General features: G+C 59.5%; 21 protein-coding genes. 17 read left to right on the forward strand and 4 right to left on the reverse strand.

Translation table 11 applies throughout. The annotated features are described in order from the left end of the window. Nucleotides 1-8: 8 nt before the first annotated feature. Together QIT27_RS04760 and QIT27_RS04765 are read left to right on the forward strand one after the other, a co-directional pair. Nucleotides 9-836 carry a mechanosensitive ion channel family protein gene (locus QIT27_RS04760; RefSeq protein ID WP_159342892.1) on the forward strand — a complete coding sequence of 276 codons (828 nt, stop codon included), beginning with the start codon at nt 9-11 and terminating at the stop codon, nt 834-836. Further along, nucleotides 836-1,591 carry a DUF429 domain-containing protein gene (locus tag QIT27_RS04765; RefSeq protein ID WP_285263053.1) on the forward strand — a complete coding sequence of 252 codons (756 nt, stop codon included), beginning with the start codon at nt 836-838 and terminating at the stop codon, nt 1,589-1,591. Before QIT27_RS04760 ends, QIT27_RS04765 begins: the two co-directional genes overlap by 1 nt. Before the next feature lie 4 nt (nt 1,592-1,595). Here the strand turns inward: QIT27_RS04765 and QIT27_RS04770 are convergent, their stop codons facing one another. Further along, nucleotides 1,596-2,327, reverse strand: coding sequence for a YebC/PmpR family DNA-binding transcriptional regulator (locus QIT27_RS04770; RefSeq protein ID WP_159342890.1), 732 nt, complete (start codon nt 2,325-2,327; stop codon nt 1,596-1,598). Nucleotides 2,328-2,559: 232 nt separating this feature from the next. Between QIT27_RS04770 and QIT27_RS04775 the strand changes: the two genes are divergently transcribed. Both QIT27_RS04775 and QIT27_RS04780 read left to right on the forward strand, forming a co-directional pair. After that, nucleotides 2,560-3,177: a LysE family translocator gene (locus QIT27_RS04775; protein ID WP_285263054.1), complete on the forward strand. Its 618-nt coding sequence runs from the start codon at nt 2,560-2,562 to the stop codon at nt 3,175-3,177. A 76-nt stretch (nt 3,178-3,253) separates the two neighbouring features. Next, nucleotides 3,254-3,739, forward strand: a complete 486-nt coding sequence (locus QIT27_RS04780) for a glutathione peroxidase (protein WP_285263055.1) — start codon at nt 3,254-3,256, stop codon at nt 3,737-3,739. Nucleotides 3,740-3,757: 18 nt separating this feature from the next. On the opposite strand, the gene QIT27_RS04785 is transcribed toward QIT27_RS04780, so the two are convergent. Further along, the gene (locus QIT27_RS04785; protein WP_159342887.1) at nt 3,758-4,141 is read right to left on the reverse strand and encodes a DUF7079 family protein; all 384 of its coding nucleotides are present in this window, start codon (nt 4,139-4,141) and stop codon (nt 3,758-3,760) included. A 161-nt stretch (nt 4,142-4,302) separates the two neighbouring features. On the opposite strand from QIT27_RS04785, the gene fabV reads away from it, so the two are divergent. The 4 genes from fabV (at nt 4,303) to QIT27_RS04805 (ending at nt 8,051) form a co-directional block, all read left to right on the forward strand. Next, nucleotides 4,303-5,508 carry an enoyl-ACP reductase FabV gene (fabV, locus tag QIT27_RS04790; RefSeq protein WP_285263056.1) on the forward strand — a complete coding sequence of 402 codons (1,206 nt, stop codon included), beginning with the start codon at nt 4,303-4,305 and terminating at the stop codon, nt 5,506-5,508. A gap of 68 nt (nt 5,509-5,576) precedes the next feature. Further along, nucleotides 5,577-5,792: a hypothetical protein gene (locus tag QIT27_RS04795; RefSeq protein WP_253017884.1), complete on the forward strand. Its 216-nt coding sequence runs from the start codon at nt 5,577-5,579 to the stop codon at nt 5,790-5,792. A gap of 283 nt (nt 5,793-6,075) precedes the next feature. Next, on the forward strand, nt 6,076-6,921 hold the full coding sequence (locus tag QIT27_RS04800) for a PRC-barrel domain-containing protein (protein WP_285263057.1): 846 nt from the start codon (nt 6,076-6,078) through the stop codon (nt 6,919-6,921). A gap of 155 nt (nt 6,922-7,076) precedes the next feature. Further along, nucleotides 7,077-8,051: a GlxA family transcriptional regulator gene (locus QIT27_RS04805; RefSeq protein ID WP_285263058.1), complete on the forward strand. Its 975-nt coding sequence runs from the start codon at nt 7,077-7,079 to the stop codon at nt 8,049-8,051. A 4-nt stretch (nt 8,052-8,055) separates the two neighbouring features. Here the strand turns inward: QIT27_RS04805 and QIT27_RS04810 are convergent, their stop codons facing one another. Further along, a complete protein-coding gene (locus tag QIT27_RS04810; RefSeq protein ID WP_253017887.1) occupies nt 8,056-8,850 on the reverse strand; it encodes an SDR family NAD(P)-dependent oxidoreductase in 795 nt (264 codons plus the stop codon). Between the two features lie 229 nt (nt 8,851-9,079). Between QIT27_RS04810 and QIT27_RS04815 the strand changes: the two genes are divergently transcribed. The 6 genes from QIT27_RS04815 (at nt 9,080) to QIT27_RS04840 (ending at nt 15,816) form a co-directional block, all read left to right on the forward strand. Continuing rightward, nucleotides 9,080-10,294 (forward strand): aspartate aminotransferase family protein, encoded by a 1,215-nt coding sequence (locus QIT27_RS04815; RefSeq protein ID WP_139526614.1) that lies wholly within the window; start codon nt 9,080-9,082, stop codon nt 10,292-10,294. A gap of 35 nt (nt 10,295-10,329) precedes the next feature. Then, nucleotides 10,330-11,394, forward strand: coding sequence for an arginine N-succinyltransferase (locus QIT27_RS04820; RefSeq protein WP_285263059.1), 1,065 nt, complete (start codon nt 10,330-10,332; stop codon nt 11,392-11,394). Continuing rightward, entirely contained in the window at nt 11,394-12,425 is a 1,032-nt protein-coding gene (gene astA / locus QIT27_RS04825; RefSeq protein ID WP_285263060.1) for an arginine N-succinyltransferase, read from the forward strand. The genes QIT27_RS04820 and astA overlap by 1 nt, the downstream gene beginning before the upstream one ends. An 81-nt stretch (nt 12,426-12,506) precedes the next feature. Beyond that, entirely contained in the window at nt 12,507-13,979 is a 1,473-nt protein-coding gene (astD, locus tag QIT27_RS04830) for a succinylglutamate-semialdehyde dehydrogenase (protein WP_285263160.1), read from the forward strand. After that, complete coding sequence (astB, locus tag QIT27_RS04835) at nt 13,976-15,334, forward strand: N-succinylarginine dihydrolase (RefSeq protein WP_285263061.1); 1,359 nt, start codon at nt 13,976-13,978, stop codon at nt 15,332-15,334. The genes astD and astB overlap by 4 nt, the downstream gene beginning before the upstream one ends. A gap of 56 nt (nt 15,335-15,390) precedes the next feature. Beyond that, nucleotides 15,391-15,816, forward strand: coding sequence for a GNAT family N-acetyltransferase (locus tag QIT27_RS04840; RefSeq protein WP_285263062.1), 426 nt, complete (start codon nt 15,391-15,393; stop codon nt 15,814-15,816). A 40-nt stretch (nt 15,817-15,856) separates the two neighbouring features. Here the strand turns inward: QIT27_RS04840 and QIT27_RS04845 are convergent, their stop codons facing one another. Continuing rightward, the gene (locus tag QIT27_RS04845; protein ID WP_285263063.1) at nt 15,857-17,035 is read right to left on the reverse strand and encodes a glycosyltransferase; all 1,179 of its coding nucleotides are present in this window, start codon (nt 17,033-17,035) and stop codon (nt 15,857-15,859) included. Nucleotides 17,036-17,141: 106 nt separating this feature from the next. On the opposite strand from QIT27_RS04845, the gene QIT27_RS04850 reads away from it, so the two are divergent. The 3 genes from QIT27_RS04850 (at nt 17,142) to QIT27_RS04860 (ending at nt 20,243) form a co-directional block, all read left to right on the forward strand. Next, the gene (locus QIT27_RS04850; RefSeq protein ID WP_285263064.1) at nt 17,142-17,369 is read left to right on the forward strand and encodes a hypothetical protein; all 228 of its coding nucleotides are present in this window, start codon (nt 17,142-17,144) and stop codon (nt 17,367-17,369) included. Further along, on the forward strand, nt 17,362-18,852 hold the full coding sequence (locus tag QIT27_RS04855) for a sodium:solute symporter family protein (protein ID WP_285263065.1): 1,491 nt from the start codon (nt 17,362-17,364) through the stop codon (nt 18,850-18,852). Before QIT27_RS04850 ends, QIT27_RS04855 begins: the two co-directional genes overlap by 8 nt. 62 nt (nt 18,853-18,914) lie before the next feature. Then, nucleotides 18,915-20,243, forward strand: coding sequence for a DUF2252 domain-containing protein (locus QIT27_RS04860; protein ID WP_285263066.1), 1,329 nt, complete (start codon nt 18,915-18,917; stop codon nt 20,241-20,243). Nucleotides 20,244-20,342 lie beyond the last annotated feature (99 nt).

Raw genomic sequence — 20,342 nt, forward strand, 5'->3', positions numbered from 1 at the left:
GAGCGTAGATGGACGATCAAGGGCAGTACGCCAAACTGTTTAACGAGATGGACAGTCAAGCGCTGATCACGCTGGGCATCATTTTAGGTAGTACGATCTTGTTGATCATTGCCAGTCAGCGTGGTCTCAACTGGCTGGCCAATCGGCTGCATGGTCAAGTGCGCTTCCGTGTCTTTGCACTGGTACCGCTGACGCGGCTGATCATTCTGATCGTTGCGCTGGCCATCGCCGTCCCGATCATCATTGAGCCGTCGCTACGCAATATGGTCACTCTGCTGGGTGCCATTGGCTTGGCCATTGGCTTTGCGCTGAAAGATTATGTGAGCAGCCTGATCGCTGGGGTCGTCTCGGCGGTGGAGCTGCCTTATCGCCCCGGCGACTGGGTCAATATCGAAGGCACGTACGGTGAGGTGAAACACGTGGGCATGCGCACGGTGGAAGTGCAGACTCCCGATGATGACTTGGTCGCCGTACCACACTTGAAGCTGTGGGATTCGGCGATCTATAACGCCAATAACGGTGGCACTAGCCTTCAGTGCGTGGCGAGTTTTTATCTACACCCCGAGCACGAGGCGGGTTGGGTGCGCAAAGCGCTGCGCGATGTCGCGCTGACCAGCGCTTATTTGAAGTTCGACGAGCCAATTGTCGTGGTCGCCGAAGAGAAACCCTGGGGAACCCACTACCGTATTCGCGCGTATCCGGTAGACCCGCGTCAGCAGTTTCTCTTCATTACCGATTTGACGGTGCGCGGCAAGGCGGTACTGAGTGCGGCAGGCGTCACGCCCGCGCTGCTACCGCCCGATGCGGCACTCGATGCCAAAGGCGCGGCCAGCTAATGACGACGACCACCCTATATCTTGGATGGGATGTGGGCGGCTGGAACTGCGACCACAATCCCGCCAGCCGCGATGCGCTGGTCGTACTGGACGAGTCGCTGACCTTGCTGGGCACGCCCTGGCGGGGCAATCTACGCCAAACGCTCAACGACGCGAGCTCGACTCGCGACTTTTTGAATCGCCTGTTGGCGCTGTGCCAAATCACGGCCAGTGGCCAAGAACGGGTCGTCATGGCCATCGACACGCCCTTGGCGTTTCCCCAAGCACTGCTGGCCCTCGCTCAGGGTCAGCCCGTCGATGCCCTGGGCCGCTCGCAGGACAATCCCTACCTGTATCGCCAAACGGAGCGTTGGCTCTTTGCTCGTGGGGTGACGCCGCTCTCTCCGATCAAGGACATGATTGGTAGCCAGGCCACCAAGGGCATGCACGTGCTGGCGCGCTTTGCGCCCCATCGCGTGCAGTGCGGCCAGTGGACGAGCGAGCAGGGGGAGCTGTTGGCTGTCGAGGGGTATCCGTCGCCGGCGAAACGCTCGGTAGCGTTTGCCGCGTTGCTAGAGAGGGTTCGCGCACCCGAGGCCGTCGTTACCCTGCTGCATCAGCCAACGCCGAAGCAGCAGGATAGCCAGGACGCCTGCTTTTGTGCCCTGCTTGCCTGGAGTCTCGAGCAGGCGCCTGCGCAGATTGCGTGGCCGCCGGCAGAGATGCCAGCGGCGGAAGGGTGGATCTTCGTGCCGAGGGATGCGTTGAGCGACTAGCGGCTCAAGCTTCGTCTTCCGGCAGTTCCGCGTTATGGAAGACGTTCTGGACGTCGTCCAGCTCGTTGAGCATGCCCAGAAACTTTTCAAACATCGCCACGTCGTCGCCTTCGATGGGCGTGGTGGTTTGTGGCAAGAACTGGATTTCGTCGACTTCGAAGTCGATCTCACCCAGCGCATCCAACAGTGCCTGCTTGGCTTTGGCGTAGTCGGTATGCGGCGCAAAGACGGTGATGCGACCCTCTTCCTGTTCGATATCGGTCACGTCCACGTCGGCTTCCATCAGCGCTTCCAGTACGGTTTCTTCATCGCTACCAGCGAAAGAGAAGATCGCGCAGTGGTCGAACATGTGGCTCACGCTGCCCGGCGTGCCGATTTTGCTTTTGGTTTTGGTGAAGCAGCCGCGCACGTCGCCAAAGGTGCGGTTGGGGTTATCGGTCAGGCAGTCGACGATCACCATAGCGTTGCCGGGGCCAAAGCCTTCGTAGCGCGCCGGGGAGAAATCTTCACCGCCTGCGCCGCTGGCTTTGTCCAGGGCCTTGTCGATCACGTGGGACGGCACCTGATCTTTCTTGGCGCGCTCCATCAATCCACGCAGCGCGAGGTTACCGTTGGGGTCCGTACCGCCAGCTTTGGCACAGACGTAGATTTCACGCCCATACTTGCTGTACACCTTGGTTTTCGCAGCGGCCGTTTTGGCCATGGATTCCTTACGGTTTTGAAACGCCCTACCCATATTGAAGTCCTTTATTAGCCATGAACCGCCTGCATGGCAGGCGTCATCGTGTTCAAAAAGGGGAAAATTTTACCCAACAGCGTACCATGCTAACAGCGTTATTTAAGCGTCTGACACGTTAATGCGGTGCTGCGAGGTGTTGCGGCCACTCCCGACGTTAGGACGAGCGCCGAAGAGGCCAGCGCTGGCGTATACTGGCACGCTTGTTCCATGACTTTTCAGGGAGGACACCATGCCGCTGACCCTTTGGCTTTCGCTGGCTGCCATTTGTGCGATGGGGGCCATGTCGCCCGGACCAAGCCTTGCGCTGGTGCTGCGCCACACCTTGGGAGGTGGCCGTGTGCCGGGCGTAACGGCAGCCATCTTCCATGCCCTGGGTGTCGGATTTTACGCGTTGCTGACGGTCTTGGGATTAGGCGCGGTCATGGTGCGCTTTCCCGAACTGTTTCACATCATTACCTGGTGTGGCGCGGCCTATTTAGCGTGGTTGGGAGTCAAAGCGTTACGGGCGGGCCGAGGCGGCGCACTGTCGCCGAACGCTGTGGTCACCACGCCGCGCCAGGCGGCCAAAGAGGCCGTGTTGGTGGCTCTGGGTAACCCAAAGCTGATCATCTTTTTCGTTGCGCTTTTAAGCCAGTTCGTCACGCCGGACATGAGTCTGCTGGCCAAGGCGATTATCGTCGCCACGGCTATTATGATTGATGGTGGCTGGTACGTGTTGGTGGCCGTTGGGTTGTCTCACTCGCGGGTGTTGCCCTGGCTGCAGCGCCGCGCCCACTGGATCAACCGCCTCACCGGTGTGCTGCTGATCGCGCTGGCGCTGCGGGTGGTGGCAGGGCCCATCATTTAATCTCTATGCTGGTGTCGTTACCGTTGCCGTGGCAAGGTAAGGCGCATGCTGGTAAAGGCATTCTAGAGGCCTGGCGATGACGATTTACGAGCAGGATTGTTATACCCACCAAGGTAAGCCGTTCAACCTTCGCGCGCTGCGCGGACAGGTGTTGCTGGTGGTCAATGTGGCCAGCCAGTGCGGTTTTACCCCCCAGTTGAAAGAGCTGGAAGGGCTTTACCAGCGGTACCGGGATCGTGGCTTTACCGTGCTGGGGTTCCCCTGTAACCAGTTTGGCCGTCAGTCTCCTGAAAGTGCCGAAGCGTTTTGCGCCTTTGGCGAGCAGCAGTTTGGCGTGAGCTTTCCGCTCATGGAGAAAGTGAGGGTCAACGGCAACGATGCCCATCCGCTGTTCGTTCAGCTCAAGCAAGAGGCGCCGGGGATCTTGGGAACCAAGGCTGTGAAGTGGAATTTCACCAAGTTCTTGGTGGGGCGCGATGGCAAGGTGGTGGCTCGTTTTGGTCCCAAAGATCGCGGGCTGACGCTGCGCTTGGCCCTGGAGGCCGCTCTGGACAAAGAGTAAGCCTCACGACGTGACGCGCTACACCTCACCTCGGGCGACCACCAGGCGCTGCATCAGCTCGTTCCAACGGTGACGCACCATCATGGTCGTCAGCCCTGAAAAGAGTGCCCAGCTTTTGCGTCGCCAGCCGGTCAGCTTCATGTTGTGGCTCACGAGTTGCTTCATCAGTTTGTAATCGTCGAACTTGCGCCACTCGCTGGCGACCGAGAGCTGGTGGCGCGACATGACCGGTGCCAGCTCTAGACGCAGCATCCACTCCAACTCCTTGAGCGACATCTGGTGCTGTTCGATCACTTCGATCATACGGGCGTAGTCGCGCTCGCTGGGTTCGCGATCAAGCCAGAGCGGGGCCAGGGCAAGCCACAGATCGCCTCGCTCATCGACTAGCTGCTGTGCATTCATCAAAGGTCTCGTCGGCAAGTGGTGGGCAGGCCGCTATCCTGCCGCGAATGGCGAAGAAGCTCAAGAGCGGACAGGGCGCGCCGAGACCGCTAGAATACCCCTCATTGGTAACTCGGCACTGCCGTGCCGAACGCAATACTCATCTGATGAAGGGGTCCAATGTGATCATTAAACCGAAAGTGCGTGGCTTTATCTGCACCACCACCCATCCGAAAGGCTGCGAGCAGAACGTTCTCGAGCAGATCGAAGCGACCCGCGCCCGTGGTTTGGATAAACGCCAAGGCCCGAAAAAAGTACTGGTGATCGGTGCCTCTAGCGGTTACGGCCTAGCAGCGCGTATTACCGCCGCCTTTGGTTATGGCGCCGACACCTTGGGCGTGTTTTTCGAAAAGCCGGGCACCGAGAAAAAGCCGGGCACGGCGGGCTGGTACAACAGCGCGGCCTTCGATAAATTTGCCAAGCAGGAAGGTCTGTACAGCAAGTCCATCAACGGCGATGCGTTCTCCCACGAAGCGCGGGAAAAAGCCATCGAGCTGATCAAGCAGGACATGGGTGAGATTGATCTCGTGGTCTACTCGCTGGCGTCTCCCGTGCGCAAACTGCCTGACAGCGGTGAGCTGAAGCGCTCCAGCCTGAAGCCGATTGGTGAAACCTACCGCGCCACGGCGATCGATACCAACAAAGACGCCATCATCGAAGCCGAAGTGGAACCGGCCACCCAGCAAGAAATCGACGACACCATCACCGTGATGGGCGGCGAAGATTGGGAACTGTGGATGAGCGCTCTGGATGACGCGGGCGTGCTCGCCAAAGGCGCGCGCAGCGTGGCCTTTAGCTACATCGGCACCGAAATTACCTGGCCGATCTACTGGCACGGCGCTCTGGGTAAAGCCAAAGAGGACCTGGACCGCGCAGCGTCCGCCATCGATGCCAAGCTCAAAGAGAGCGGCGGTGGTGCCAACGTGGCCGTGCTGAAATCCGTGGTGACTCAGGCCAGCGCCGCGATTCCGGTCATGCCGCTGTATATCGCCATGGTCTACCGCATCATGAAAGAGCAGGGCCTGCACGAAGGCACCATCGATCAGCTGAACCGCCTGTTCGGCGAAAGGCTTTACTCCGGTGAGCCCGGCGACATGGTTACCGACGACCAAGGCCGCCTGCGCCTGGACGACTGGGAACTGCGCGACGACGTTCAAAAAGCCTGCCAAGACCTGTGGCCGGAAGTCACGACGAACAACCTCTTCGACATTACCGACTATGCTGGTTACAAGCATGAGTTTTTGAAGCTGTTTGGCTTCGAGCGTAACGACGTGGATTACGACGCCGATGTGAACCCGGACGTGGAATTCGATGTCGTGACGTTATAAGGCGACGCGCGACGGGTAACGCTGGCCGCCGCGCTGTTGATCATCGACCGGACTGGATGAGGTGCCGTATGGATACCCGAGAGAGCAAAACCCCGGAAGAAGAGAAAGAGCACGTATTGAGCGAGCGCTTACCCGAAGATTTCGAAACCTCGCAACCTCAGCAGCAGCCAGAAGCGAAGAAATCCGCTAACGGGCTGCACAACATGCTGCCGCTGATCATCATAGTGATGGGGATCATCGTGGCGGGTATTGTCATGCTGGGAATGGGCAATAGCGGCGGCTGAGACGTCGTTGTTGCAGCGCATATCGCCGGGCCTGTGGCCCGGCGATATGCGTTTCAGGCCTTTGGTAGCGAACGTTCCATGGCGGTCACTAGGAGTGCCTGTGTTTAATGTTTGTCAGCTTTTGTGCCCATCTTCTGCTAAACGTCCGTTAATCTAGGTACAACGTAGTGGTTGTGTGCCGTTTCATCTTGCCTCGATGCGCCGTGCTTAACTAGTGTGCAACGTGTACTTCAGCACAAAGTGTGCTTTAGAAACGATGCACGTCAGTAAACGGAGAACGAGCATGAAACGGACAGCAATCGCAGTCGCCATGGGCACGGTATGCGCTAGCCTCTCAGGTATTGCCCTCGCGCAAAACGATGATCACACCGATCCTTCGACCACCCGGGACATGTCGCAACAGCGACAGAACGAGGTGGCCGAACAGCAGCGCCAAAACGGCCAAACCCCAGATGGCAACGAGACGATGGATGTCACGGTTGATCAAGCGCCTGCGGATGTTCAGGTGCAGCAGGAGTCGCCCAACATCACGGTCGAACAGTCAAAACCTGACGTCACCATCGAGCAGCCTAAGCCCGACGTGACCATTGAACAGCCCGAGCCAGAAGTCACGGTGGAAGAGGCGGAGCCGAACGTCACCGTTGAGCAGCGCGGTGAACCGGAGGTGACTATTGAGCAGGCTGACACTGCAGAGGTAGAGGTTAACCGGGATAACGAAGGGCGCGATCAAGAACAGACGTCAGCGCAGCAGCAGAATCAACAAGTCGTGCAGGAAGACGTTCAGCAAAGCGACCAGGGCAACTCGCTGATGGCAGAGCGCGCACGGGATCTTGAGGGCATTACTGTCGCTAATCAGCAGGGTGATGAAGTGGGTGAAATCCAGCACATTGCCCGTCATCAAGAGAGTGGCGAGCTGTTTGCGATTGTCTCGATTGGCGGCATCTGGGGCTTCGGCGCTAGTGATGTAGCGCTCCCCGTGAAAGAGATGCAGCGCGAAGGAGACCAGTTGGTCGTCAACACCGACTACGGTAGCGAAGAGATCGAAGCGTCCGCCGACGAATACCGCGAGAGTGACTACCAGATTATTGATAACCAAACGACGCTTTCAGACGCGGAAGAGAACAGGTAACACGCACTCGCTATAGCCTTGCGACGCCTTTTTTGAGATAGCGACAGCAGGCGCTGCCTTCAGTGGCACAATTGGGTAAGATGTTGGTCACATCAACGACTCAGTTAGCCAGCGGCGGTTTTCATGCAGCGCGACAGGCAGCACAGCGAATTCACATGCATTCCAGTACGTTAACGCCACCCCCTAGCCACCGCAGGCGGGTGGCGTTCGTGTTGCTGCCGGGATTTTCGCTGTTGGCCCATGCCAGTGCCATCGAGCCGCTGCACATGGCCAACCAGCTGAGCGGCCAGATGCTGTATCACACCCTGACCCTCAGCCTGGATGAAGAGCCCGTGCGCAGCGGCGCGCAGCTATCACTTATCGCGCAGCATTCGTTAGGAGCCCCCCTTGGCCCGCTGGATTTACTGCTGGTGTGTGCGCCTACGCCGCTACCCTACGTATTGCCCGCGAAGCTCAACGAGTGGCTGCGTAGCCACCAGGGCCGAGGCGTGGCCTTTGGCGGTTTGGCCGGTGGCACCGAGGTGCTCGCCCGCTGTGGTTTGCTGGAAGGCTACCGCGCTACCTTGCCTTGGCAGCGCTTCGATGCGTTTGCCCAAGCCTACCCCCAAGTCACGCTCTCTCAGCAGCTCTTCGAGATTGATCGTGACCGCCTGACCTGCGCGGGCGGCACCGCCGCTATGGATATGATGCTCACGCTAATTGGCAAGCATCACGGCCCACGCCTAGCCGAGCAGGTCTCCGAACAGTTCGTCTGCGACCGTATTCGCTTAGCCGATGAGCGCCAGCACGTGCCGTTGCGTAACCGTTTGGGCCACGCGCCCCAGAGCTTGGTAGATGCGGTGACTCTCATGGAAGCTAATATTGAAGAGCCGCTCTCGACGTTGGAACTGGCCGAGCATTTGGGGATCTCCCGGCGTCAGTTGGAGCGATTATTCAAGAAGTACCTGCAGGCGGTTCCCAGCCGCTACTACCTCGACCTGCGTTTGCAGGAAGCACGCAAACAGCTGCGTGAGAGCGACCGGGCCGTCGGTGATATTGCCTTTGCCACTGGGTTTTCTTCAGGGGCTCACTTCTCAACCGCCTATCGCCACCATTTCGGTATGACGCCGAGAGAGGAACGGCTCGGATAACGCTTTACGTCAGCGTATCCACAATGCCGCCCTCTACGCGAAGCGCGGCACCGGTAGTGGCACTGGCCTGTGGCGAGGCTGCATAGACGCTCATGTGGGCGACTTCTTCGGGCGTCGCCAAGCGCTGAATGATCGACGACGGACGGTTCTCTTTGACGAAACGCGCTTCTACTTCCTGCTGCGAGATACCCTCTTTCTGAGCGATGTCGCTGAGCATGTTCAACACGCCCTCTGAGCGCGTGGGTCCTGGAAGAATAGCGTTGACCGTGACTTGGGTGCCACTCAATACTTTTGCCAATCCTCGTGAAATGGACAGTAGCGCAGACTTTGTCATGCCGTAGTGAACCATTTCGCTGGGAATGTTGATCCCGGATTCGCTGGACACGAACTGGATACGGCCCCAATCGCGCTCACGCATGCCCTTGGCGTAATGACGCGACAAACGAACCGCACTCATGATGTTAACATCGAAGAATTGTTGCCAAGTGGCGTCATCTACGTCGAAGAAGTCTTGCGGGCCAAAGATGCCGACGTTGTTGATAAGGATGTCGGTCTCGGGCTGCTGGTCAATCAGAGCCTGACACCCTTCAGCAGTGCCTAGATCGGCGGCTACCCCGGTCGCGCGGGCCTCGGGGAGGCGCTTTTTTAGGGCAGCGATGGCATCATCCACCCGCTGCTGCGTGCGCCCGGTAACGACTATTTCTGCGCCCGCGTTGGCCAGTCCTTCTGCGATGGCATAGCCGATACCGGCGGTAGATCCGGTGATAATGGCATGCTTGCCGCGTAGATCGATCTTCATGGTTCAGCTCCTTGGGTCAAAAATGTCCGTGCCGCTCCACAAGGCACCAGTAAATGCCCTATTAGTGACAATGGGGTGCTTTAGACATTCTTCAAGGTGATGCGAGCCAGTACTTAGATGTAAATGCACACGTCTCTATTCATAATTTACCGTCCCAATACTGAAAGCAGGGCGTCCTACGCCCCCCGTATACTGATTCAATCGCTTACTCCACTGGAGGTACTGTCCCATGAGCCACACCCCGAACCGTCAAGACTTCGACCACTACATGGCGCCTAACTACGCGCCGCAGCAGATTATTCCGGTACGTGGTGAAGGCAGCCGCTTGTGGGACCAAGAAGGCCGCGAGTACATCGATTTCGCTGGCGGTATTGCGGTGAACTCCCTGGGTCACTGCCATCCGGTGCTGGTCAATGCGCTGAAAGAGCAGGGCGAAAAGCTTTGGCATCTCTCCAACGTATTCACCAACGAACCGGCGCTCAAACTGGCCAAAACCCTGACCGAGCGAACCTTCGCCGATAAGGTCTTTTTATGCTCCTCCGGCGGTGAAGCCAACGAAGCCGCGCTGAAGCTCGCACGCCGCTGGGCGGTCGACCACTACGGCGAGCATAAAGACAAAATCATTTCGTTTTACCAGTCGTTCCATGGCCGCACGTTCTTTACCGTCAGCGTAGGCGGCCAGCCCAAGTACTCTCAAGGCTTTGGCCCGGTACCGGGCGGCATTCTGCACGCCAACTTCAACGACCTGGAGAGCGTGCGTAAGCTCGTGGGCGACGACACCTGCGCCATCATGGTTGAGCCGATGCAGGGCGAGGGCGGCATCGTCCCCGCGACCCAAGAGTTCCTGCAGGGCCTGCGCGATCTGTGTGACGAGCACAACGCGCTGCTGATTTTCGATGAAGTGCAAACCGGCGTTGGCCGCAGCGGCGAGCTGTATGCCTATAAAAACTTCGGCATTACCCCGGATATTCTCACCAGCGCCAAATCCCTGGGCGGCGGCTTCCCGATTGGTGCCACGCTGACCACCGACGCTATCGCTAAATCGCTGGCCATCGGTACCCACGGCTCTACCTACGGGGGCAACGCGTTGGCCTCAGCGGTAGCGCTAGCGGCGGTCGAGTTCATCGATACGCCGGAGGTACTGCAAGGTGTCAAACATCGCCACGATCTGTTCCGCGAGCACCTGGAAACCATCAACCGCAAGCATGGCGTTTTCAAAGAGATACGTGGTATGGGCATGCTGATGGGGGCCCAGATGTCGGACGCCTTCGAAGGCCGCGCCAAGGATATTCTGCCGCTGGCGATTGAAGAGGGCGTGATGGCGCTCATCGCGGGGCCCAACGTGTTGCGTATGGCGCCGTCATTGGTGATTCCCGAGGAAGACATTGCCGAAGGCATGGCGCGCCTAGAACGTGCCATCGAGCGACTTGTCGCCAGCGCATGAGTAGAGCGCAAGTCACACAAGAGGGGGCGCTGAACATGTTGGTAATCCGACCGGTCACCCTGGCTGACCTTCCCGCCTTGGAGCAACTGGCAGAGCACGCGGTGCCACGGCTGACCAACCTGCCCGCCAACCGTGAACGCCTTGAGGAGCGCATTGTGCGCTCCCAGGAAGCATTCGCCAGCGAGATCGAGTTTCCCGGTAACGAGCACTATATGTTCGTGCTAGCGGACGATAGCCGCAACGACGTTCTGGGCACGGCCACTATCCGTGCCCAGGCGGGGGCCGCCGAGGCCTACTACACCTACCGCCAAGAGACGCTAATTCACGCCTCTCAGCAGCTTAACGTTCGCCGTGAAGTGCAAACGCTGGCGCTTTCCCATGAAGCCTCGGATGCCACGCTGCTTTGCGCGCTGTCGCTCAACCCACGCTACAAAGGCACCAGTGCGGAGAGCTTACTGCGCCGGGCGCGGCTGATGTTCATCGCCCAATACCCGGAGCGCTTCTCGCGGATATTAGCGGTGGCTTTCCCCGGCTATTTGGATAGCCAGAACGAATCCCCCTTTTGGGAGAGCGTGGGCCGCCACTTCTTTGCCCGCAGCTTCCAAGAGATGAATCACATGGCGGGCGTGCGCTCGAAAAGCTTTATTGCTGAAGTGATGCCGCAGTTTCCGCTCTACTTACCGCTACTCACGCCCCAGGCTCGCGCTGCGATTGGCCGCGAGCATCCGGCCCACGAAGAGGCGCTGGCCGAAATGCTGGCCGAGGGCTTCGTGCGCTCCCGGCATGTGGATATTTTCGATGCAGGCCCCATCGTCAAAGCCGAACGCGAGCGCCTGGAAACGTTCCGCCGCGCGGCCTGGCACCCGGTACGGATACGCCCAGAGCACGCGCTGCCGGATGCCGAACCGGCGATGATCGCCAATCAAACGCTGAGCGATTTCCGCTGTATCGTCGCACGCTACGCGCTCTCGCCCACGGGGCAGCTGATGCTCTCCCCGGAGCACGCGGAGCGTTTGGGCGTAGAAGAGGGTCGGGCGGTGCTGGCGGCACCGTTAACCCTGCCAAGCGCCATCGATGCGCTTGATGAAGGAGAGATGTAATGCGCATTCGACCCATTGCCCGTAATGATCTGGATGGGCTCCAGGCGCTTGCGCAGCAGGCCGGTGTTGGCTTTACCTCGCTGCCGGATAACCGCGAGTTTTTGGCCGGTAAAATCGAGTCCGCCGCCCGCGCGTTCGAAGAGCGTACGCCGGTGGATGACCGTCTCTACTTCTTCGTGCTGGAAGATGAAACCAACGGCGAGCTAGCAGGCTGCTGCGCCATCGAAGGCCAGGTAGGGCGTGAAGTTCCGTTCTACAACTACCGGCTCGGCACGCTGGCGCACTCGTCGGTACAGCTCGATCTGCATCGCACCATCGACACGCTGTTCTTAAGCTCCGACCACACCGGCGACGCCGAAGTGTGTTCGCTATTTCTGCGTCCGGAGTATCGCGGCGAAGCCAACAAGCACCTGCGTAATGGGGCGCTGCTTTCCAAAGCGCGCTGGCTGTTCATTGCCCAGTTCCGCGACCGCTTTCCGCAGAAAGTGCTGGCCGAGATGCGCGGCGTGTTCGATGAGAACAACGTTAGCCCCTTCTGGGAAAGCCTGGGGAAACACTTCTTCCCCATGGATTTCAACGAAGCCGACCGCTTGACCGGCCTGGGCCAGAAGAGCTTCATCGGCGAGCTGATGCCCAAGTTCCCGATCTACACCACCTTCATGTCGGAAGAGGCGCGGGCGTGTATCGGGCAGGTGCACCGGCACACCCGGCCAGCGCTGGAGATGCTCAAAAAAGAGGGGCTGCGCTGGGAAGGCTACATCGACATCTTCGATGGTGGCCCCACGGTGGAGGCCTACATCGATGACGTGCGGGCGATTCGCAACTCGCAGCTTTATCAGGTGGAAGTCTCCTCTAACGCGCCACAAGAGAGCGTTAGCCGCTGGCTGGCGGCATCTACCCAGATGCTGAACTTTACCGCGAGCTGGATCGGCCGCGGCCCGGCAGATAGCAGCACAATTGTGCTCACCCCCGACGAGGCCGAGCGGCTAGGCGTTTCCACCGGCGACGCCGTTCGCCTGCTGGAAACCTAATATTGGCAATCTAAGCGCCCCCTCGACCCGCGCCAAGACGACAAAAACTCAGTGAAGGAGAGCACGATGCACACCCAGAACATGCACGCCCAGCAGCAGCAACTGATCAACGGCGCCTGGGTCGTCGGCGACGCCGAGCCCTTTACCAAGCACGACCCCGTTGCGGGAACGCTGCTATGGCAGGGGGCGGCTGCCTCTAGCCGTCAGGTAAGCACGGCGGTGGAGGCAGCCCGTGCGGCGTTTCCTGCCTGGGCGCGCACGCCCTTTGCTGAGCGCCAGGCGCTGGTGGAGCGCTTTGTAGACGTATTGACCGCACGTCGCGAGGACTTGGCCATTGCCATCGCCTCGGAAACCGGCAAGCCATTGTGGGAAGCACGCACCGAAGCAGGCGCGATGATTGGCAAGGTCGCGCTCTCCATCAAGGCGTACCACGAGCGCACCGGGGAGCGCGAGAAAGAAGTGGGCAGCGCCAAAGCGATACTGCGCCACCGCCCCCACGGCGTGATGGCGGTGTTTGGCCCCTATAACTTCCCCGGCCACCTGCCCAACGGCCATATGGTGCCTGCCCTGTTGGCGGGGAACACCGTGGTGTTCAAGCCCAGCGACCAAACCCCGCTCACTGCGGATTTCACCCTGCAGTGCTGGTTAGAAGCCGGATTGCCTGCCGGCGTGATCAACCTCGTGCAGGGCGGTGTCCCGGTCGGGCAGGCGCTCTCCGCCCATCCCGGTATCGATGGCCTGCTGTTTACCGGCAGCGCCAAAGTGGGTGGAATGCTGCAGCAGCAGTTCGCCGGGCAGCTGGATAAAATCCTCGCGCTGGAATTAGGCGGCAATAACCCGCTGGTGGTGATGGACGTGGATGACGAGCGTGCGGCGGTACTGACGATTCTACAGTCGGCGTTTCTCTCCGGCGGCCAGCGCTGCACCTGTGCGCGCCGCTTGATGGTTCCTCAAGGCGAGGTGGGCGACCGTCTCATCGATGCGCTCTCGGAGGCTATCGCCAAGCTGCACGTGGCGGGACAGTTCGATGAAGAGCCCGCGCCGTTCTATGGCGGCTTGGTAAGCGTTGCCGCAGCCGATGGCCTCCTCAACGCCCAGGATGAACTGGAAGCCATGGGCGGTACGGTTATTAACCGTATGCAGCGCCTCAAAGAGAACACCAGCCTGCTCAGCCCCGCGCTGATCGACGTGACGGGCCTGGACGTGCCCGACGAGGAGCACTTCGGCCCGCTGCTGAAAATCCACCGCTACGCGGATTGGGATGAGGCGCTCGCCCTTGCCAACGACACCCGCTACGGCCTTTCTGCCGGGTTGATCGGTGGCGAGCAGGCGGATTGGGACGATTTCCTGCTGCGTATTCGCGCAGGCATTGTGAACTGGAACCGCCAGACCACCGGAGCCTCTGGCGATGCGCCCTTTGGCGGCGTAGGCGACAGCGGCAACCACCGCCCCAGCGCCTACTACGCGGCGGATTACTGCGCCTATCCGGTCGCCTCCATGGAAGCCGAGAGCCTGGAAATGCCCGAAACCCTGCCGCCGGGAGTCAATCTATGAGCGTCAACAGCATTCGCGAAGTCAACTTCGATGGCTTGGTAGGGCTTACCCACAACTATTCGGGGCTTGCCCACGGCAATGTGGCCTCCATGAGCCACGGCGGCTTGGTCTCCAACCCCAAAGAGGGTGCGCTACAGGGGCTGGCCAAAATGAAGTCGCTGATGGATGCAGGCTATGCCCAAGGCGTGCTGCCTCCTCAGCAGCGGCCTGATTTGGGCGCACTGCGAGCGTTAGGCTTTAGCGGCAGCAACAGCGAGATCCTCGCTCAAGCCGCGAAGCAAGCGCCGCAGCTGCTGCGGGCAGTATGTTCAGCCTCCAGCATGTGGACGGCTAACGCAGGCACCATTACGCCTAGCGTCGATGCACCGGATGGCCGGGTGCACTTCACCCCCGCCAACCTGCAATCCAGCTTCCACCGCTACCTAGAGCCGAAGACTACCGGCCGCGTGCTACAAGCGATTTTCCGCGACGAGCAGCGCTTTGCCCATCACCCGGTACTGCCCGCCACGCCCGCATTTTCCGATGAAGGGGCGGCCAACCACACCCGTCTGTGCGGCGAATACGGCGAGCCGGGCGTTCATCTCTTCGTTTACGGTCGCCAAGCGTTTAGCGACGCGAGTAGCAGTGGGCGCGAACCTAAGCGTTACCCCGCCCGGCAAACTCTTGAAGCCAGCCAAGCGGTGGCTCGTCAGCACGGGCTGAGCGACGCGCAAACCGTCTTCGCCCAGCAGCACCCGGAGGCCATCGATGCCGGGGTGTTCCACAACGATGTGATTGCCGTGGGTAACGGCCCGGTGTTGCTCTACCACGAAATGGCGTTTCTTCATGAAGAGTGTACGCTGGACGAGCTGCGCGCCAAGATGAGCACGCCGCTGATTCCCGTTCGGGTGCCGGTGGAAGCGGTTAGCATGGAAGACGCGGTGGCGTCGTACCTGTTCAACTCCCAACTGCTCTCCAACCCAGACGGCACAATGACCCTGGTGGTGCCCAGCGAGTGCCAAGAGCGGGAAGCCGTTTGGAACACGATTCAGAACTTCATCCTGGCGGGCAATAACCCCATTGGCGAAGTGATCGTCAAAGACGTGAAGCAGAGCATGCGCAACGGCGGCGGCCCCGCCTGCCTGCGCCTGCGGGTGGTGCTAACGGAAGCCGAGCGCGCCGCCCTTACCGGCCGCGTACTGCTCAACGATGCACTTTATAGCGACCTCACCGCCTGGGTGAACCGCCACTACCGCGACCGCCTCACTAGTGAAGACCTCGCCGACCCACAGCTCGCCACCGAAGTGCTCACCGCGCTGGACGAGCTGACTCAGCTCCTACAAATCGGGCCGGTGTATCCGTTCCAGTTAGGGTAGGTAATGATCGGCCAAATTCGTGTTTGCCAACGGCCGGATGGTTCAGGTGTTGAACGATGACGCCTGTGTTCCAGCCGACGAGCGATAAGGCGTTTGCCGAAACGCTGATTCGTCACAACATGGCGGCTTACCACCAGCAGCTAGGATGGCACTGGGACTCCGCCCTGTTCGATCAGCAGTGGCGCGAGCTAGAAAGCTTTAAGTTAGTCATCAATGCAACCCCTGTGGGCGTGCTATGCCTCCATCAGGAGGATGACGCTTACCATATTCGAGAGCTGCAAATTGCCCCGCCGTGGCAGCGCCAAGGCTTGGGAACGGCAGCGCTCCACTTCGCCGAAGCGCATGCCCGGCAAGCGGGTGTTCACCGACTGCGGCTGCGGGTATTTAGTATCAACCCCGCCATGGATTTATACGAGCGCATGGGGTTTCGAGTGCTGAACACCGAAGACGCAGTGTACGCCATGGAGCGGTGTATTGTGTGATCCTCGCTATCGACAACTATATCGACAGCTATATCGACAACTAAGCAGGCGATGAAACAAACGCCTTGGGGCATTGGCTCTCATACAGCGCTGCCAGTGCTTCGGCTTTGGTATCTTCATTCCAACGCTGGGCGTAGGCTTGGCCGCGGTGGGTGAGGGTGGTGCGAAGAGCGTCATCAGAGAGCAGTCGGCAGACGTGTTCTGCAAAGCGGGCAGGGTGCTCTTCCGCGATCAGGCAGCCCTCATCCTGCTGCAATACATCTTGGGTGCCCATGATGGCGGTTGAGACGACCGGAGTGCCCAACGCCATGGCTTCCAGCAGCACTAAGCCTTGGGTTTCGGTGCGGGAGGCAAACACAAAGGCATCGGCTGCTCGGTAGGCATCTTGCAGTGCGCCATCTCTGGGAAGGTAGCCTAAAAAGTGAACCGCATCGGAGAGGCCTGCTTGCTGGGCCTGCTGTTTCAGCGAGGCGAGGGCCGGGCCTTCGCCGACGATGACTAGATGAGTCTCCGGGTGCTGGTGGCGCACCTTAGGCAGCATATCGATCAGAAAGCCGATATTTTTCTCATACGCGGCGCGACCTACAAACAGTAGCAGTCGACCTTGCGTTGGAAGGCCATGATGCTCTCGAAATTCTCTGCCAGCGGTTTGTGCGACGAAATGAGTGAGCGACAAGCCCGTTGCGATGGTCGCGATCGGGGAGCGAACGCCATAGGCGGTGAGAGCAGAGGTCATGGCGGGCGAAGGAGCGACAACGGCGGAGAGCTGATGGCACTGGTGCACCGAAAATCGCCGGGCGGTAAAGCGCAGGCTGCGGCGAGGCAGCCACGGCACGTAGTGGTGCAGATACTCTTCAAACAGCGTGTGGTAGGTGCCTACCACGGGTACGCCGAGCCGTTTACTTAATGCTACGCCCGCGTAGTGCGCCACAAAGGGGGTGTGAATGTGGATTAGGTCGAACTCGATGGCGTGCAGCGACGGAACCAGCGCCATGATGGCCTGGTAGCGCATCATGCGGTCTTCCGGGTCACCTAATACGCCTCGTGAATCGATACGCCAAAGGCGCGGGTCTTCGTTGGCATGATCCATATAGCGAGGGCAAATCAGATGTACTTCATGGCCCAAGCGCTCCAGCGCCCCACGGAAGCTTTCAATCGACGTGGAAACGCCGTTCACCCGGGGGAAGTAGACGTCGGAAAGCATTAAAATCTTCATCATAAGCGGCTTAACGGCTGGCATTGCGGCCTAGTGTGGCAATGTGCCGTGACACCGCCATGACAGCCGCTGAGGCTACCACTTCTTTTCATCATCTTATGGATATGACATGCGACGTTTTTTAGTGCTGCCCACGTCTCGGGCGGGCTGGGGGCTTTTCATTGCCTTTGTGACGCTGGTATTGGCCGGTATTTGGCCAGTGATTGGCTGGGTGAACCGGGCCACGCTGGTGATGGGACTGCCGCTGCTGGTGGTGTGGAGCTACGTGGTCATGTTTGCCTGCGTGGCAGTCATGCTAGTGGGCAACCGCATTGTAGAGCGAGACGACCATGAGTAGTGCCTGGCCGCTGGTCATTACGCTTTTATACGTGGCCACCGCTATGCTGATCGGCCTTCGCGCACGGGCAGGCCGCTCCATGAACAGTCTTGAAGAGTGGGGCGTGGCGGGACGCAGCATGGGGCCGGTGACGCTTTACCTTCTGATCGCGGCGGGCAGTGTGAGTGCTTACACCTTCATGGGCGCGCCGGGCTGGGCCTACTCCAAAGGCGTGGCGGTTTTTTATGTAGCGATTTATCTGGCGTACTTGGCGCTGGTGGCGTGGTATTTCGGGCCGAAGGTATGGCAGTTCGGTGAGCAGTTTGGCCATGTGACGCAGGCAAGCGCCATTGCCGACCGCTATCAAAGCCCCGCGTTGGGCGCGCTGTCCGCGCTGGTCATGGCGGTAGGCTCCGTGGCCTACGCGGTGCTACAAACGATTGGCTCTGCTTATATTCTGTTCGTGATGAGCGGCGGGCAGATTCCTGTTTGGTTGGGCGTGCTGTTGGTGCTGGCTTGCATTGCCGTTTATCTCTACGCCAGCGGGCAGCGGGCGATTGGCCGTACCAACGCGTTCCAGGGCGTGCTGATGCTGGTGGTGGCCTGGGCGGTAGGCCTGTGGGCCATTCATAGTGCCACCGGCGGGCTGAGTTTTGCGGGCGTATTTGAACGCATCGCCGCCGAGCACCCAGAGTTTCTAACCCTCCCCGGCGCGGGGGGCGATATGAGTTTTAGCTTCTGGACCACGTCGATCATTGTCTCGATGTTCTCGTTTATGCCCCCCGTCTGGACGCAGTGGATGAGCGCCTCTTCAGCGCGCACCATCCGCCGTAGCGCGACGTGGCTACCCACCTACTACGTGGTGATTCTGCCCATGGTGGTGGTGGGCTTTATCGGTATTTTCTCGCTGCCGGAGCTGGCCCGGGCAGATACCGTGGTGCTGGAGTACGCCATGCAGCACTTGCCCGTGGTGTTAGTTGGACTGCTGGGCGCGGGCACCTTGGCTGCCTCTATGTCCTCCAGCGAGCCGTTTATTCATTCGGTTTCCCTTTCCGTGAGTAAAGACGTGCTGCAGCCGTTGTTCAAGCTCTCGGAGGGCACCACCGCCAAGCTGGCGCGTCTTTTGATTCTGCCCATTATGTTTCTGGTGATTGCGCCGCTGGCGATTGCTGAGCCGGGGAGCCTGGTGATGATTTTGCTGGTGGGGCTTGGCTTTGCTTCGCAGGTTTTGCCCGCCTTTATCGGCATGTTCTTTTGGTCTCGCGCCTCAAGGCTGGGCGTTATGGCGGGCATTTTAGGCGGTTTTGTAGTGACCGTGGCGTTCACCACCTTATGGCGGCATCCGCTCGGCATTCATGCAGGGTTTTGGGGGCTGATGGTCAATTTGCCGCTGTTTGTGCTGGTGTCGCTAGTGACCCCTGCTACGCGTGAAGAGGTGGTCGAGCGCTTCTTTCGCATTTCAGCGCCCCGTGGTCTGACGCGTTTGGGCAAGCAGGTGTCTTAATCTGTTAACGTGCATCGTCTACGCTTAACCTAAGCGATTTAATGCACACATAAAGGGACTGTATGAGCCACGCATTGACAGGACATAACCGCCCTCAGCAGGTCATTGAGGCCATTCAAAAGGCGAATGCACCGCTGAGTACGGCGCATCGGCAGGCGAAATACGCCAAAATGGCGGCCTCTCCCTATCGCTTCTTTCGAGGCTCAAATCACCTTTATTGGCAAGACGTATGGCACGACTGGCGCTTTGCGCTGTTCGGCGGTTGGCCGAATACGCAAACCTGGCTTCAGGGCGATGCCCATGCCTACAACTTTGGCGCATACGGCCATCACGATGACCAAGTGCGCTACGGCATGGATGACTTCGACGATGCGTTGATTGGGGACTACCAGTACGACGTGTGGCGGCTGGCGATTAGCCTCGTGTTGGATGCCCGTGAGAACGCTGAGCTAAGCCCTAAAGCGGTGGATAAAGCGCTCAAAAAACTGCTGGAAGGGTACATGGAGACTCTGAGCGCGCACTGTGAGGAGGAACTACCGATTTACGCTGTTACTCTCGATAGCGCGAGAGATCCGATCAAATCCTTTATGGGCAAGGTGGCCGATAAGCAGAGCCGTGCCCGCATGCTGGAGAAGTGGACGACGCTAGACCCAGATAAAGGGCGTCAGTTTGCCGAGCGCCCCGGCAAACTCGCAAATCTGCCTGCCGATGTGGCAAGCCAGCTACGGCGCATCATTGAGCAGGAGTACCAGCAAACGCTGCAGCACCCCATCAAGGAGAGCGACCCGCAGCACTTCTTCGTCAAAGACACCGCCCGGCGCTTGGATGCAGGCACTGGGTCACTGGGCGTCGAGCGGTACTACGTGCTGATCGAAGGCGGGGCGGATCACGAACACGACGATGTGATTCTGGATATCAAAGAACAGGTCACGCCAGAAGCCTACCGCCTGATGGACAAAGCGCAGCAGCAGGCGTGGTGCAAGCTGTTTCCCAATGAAGGTATTCGCCATGCCGCGGCGTTCCATGCCATTGCGGAGCACCCGGATGCCTACCTTGGCTGGTTGACCATGAACGGCAAGGTGTTTTCGGTACGCGAGCGTTCACCGTTCAAAAAGGATTACCCCACCCATAAGCTCTCTGGCGGTAAAGCCTACCGCAAGCTGGCGCGCCAGTGGGGCGAGATTCTGGCCCGTGAACACCTGCGCGGTGCGCAGGCACTTAACCGAGGCAAAGCCGCACCGTTTGCCGACGCGGTATGCCAGCGGTTAGAAGGGCGTGAGGAGCAGTTTATCGGCGTGGTCTCAACGCTTGCTAAAGCCTACGCCGACTGTGTGAATCAAGACTACCAAGTGTTTATGGAGCATTTTCTAGCCACTGACACGGCATCATAGGCTGATCAGTACCGTGCCAGTGGCGTAACGCGTTAGCTGCTACTGGCACCACCGACAATGCCACTTCTTAAGCCGCTTTCCTGACCGGAGCGGCTTTTT

The organism is Halomonas sp. LC1 (assembly GCF_030247125.1).
Taxonomy (GTDB): Bacteria; Pseudomonadota; Gammaproteobacteria; order Pseudomonadales; family Halomonadaceae; genus Vreelandella.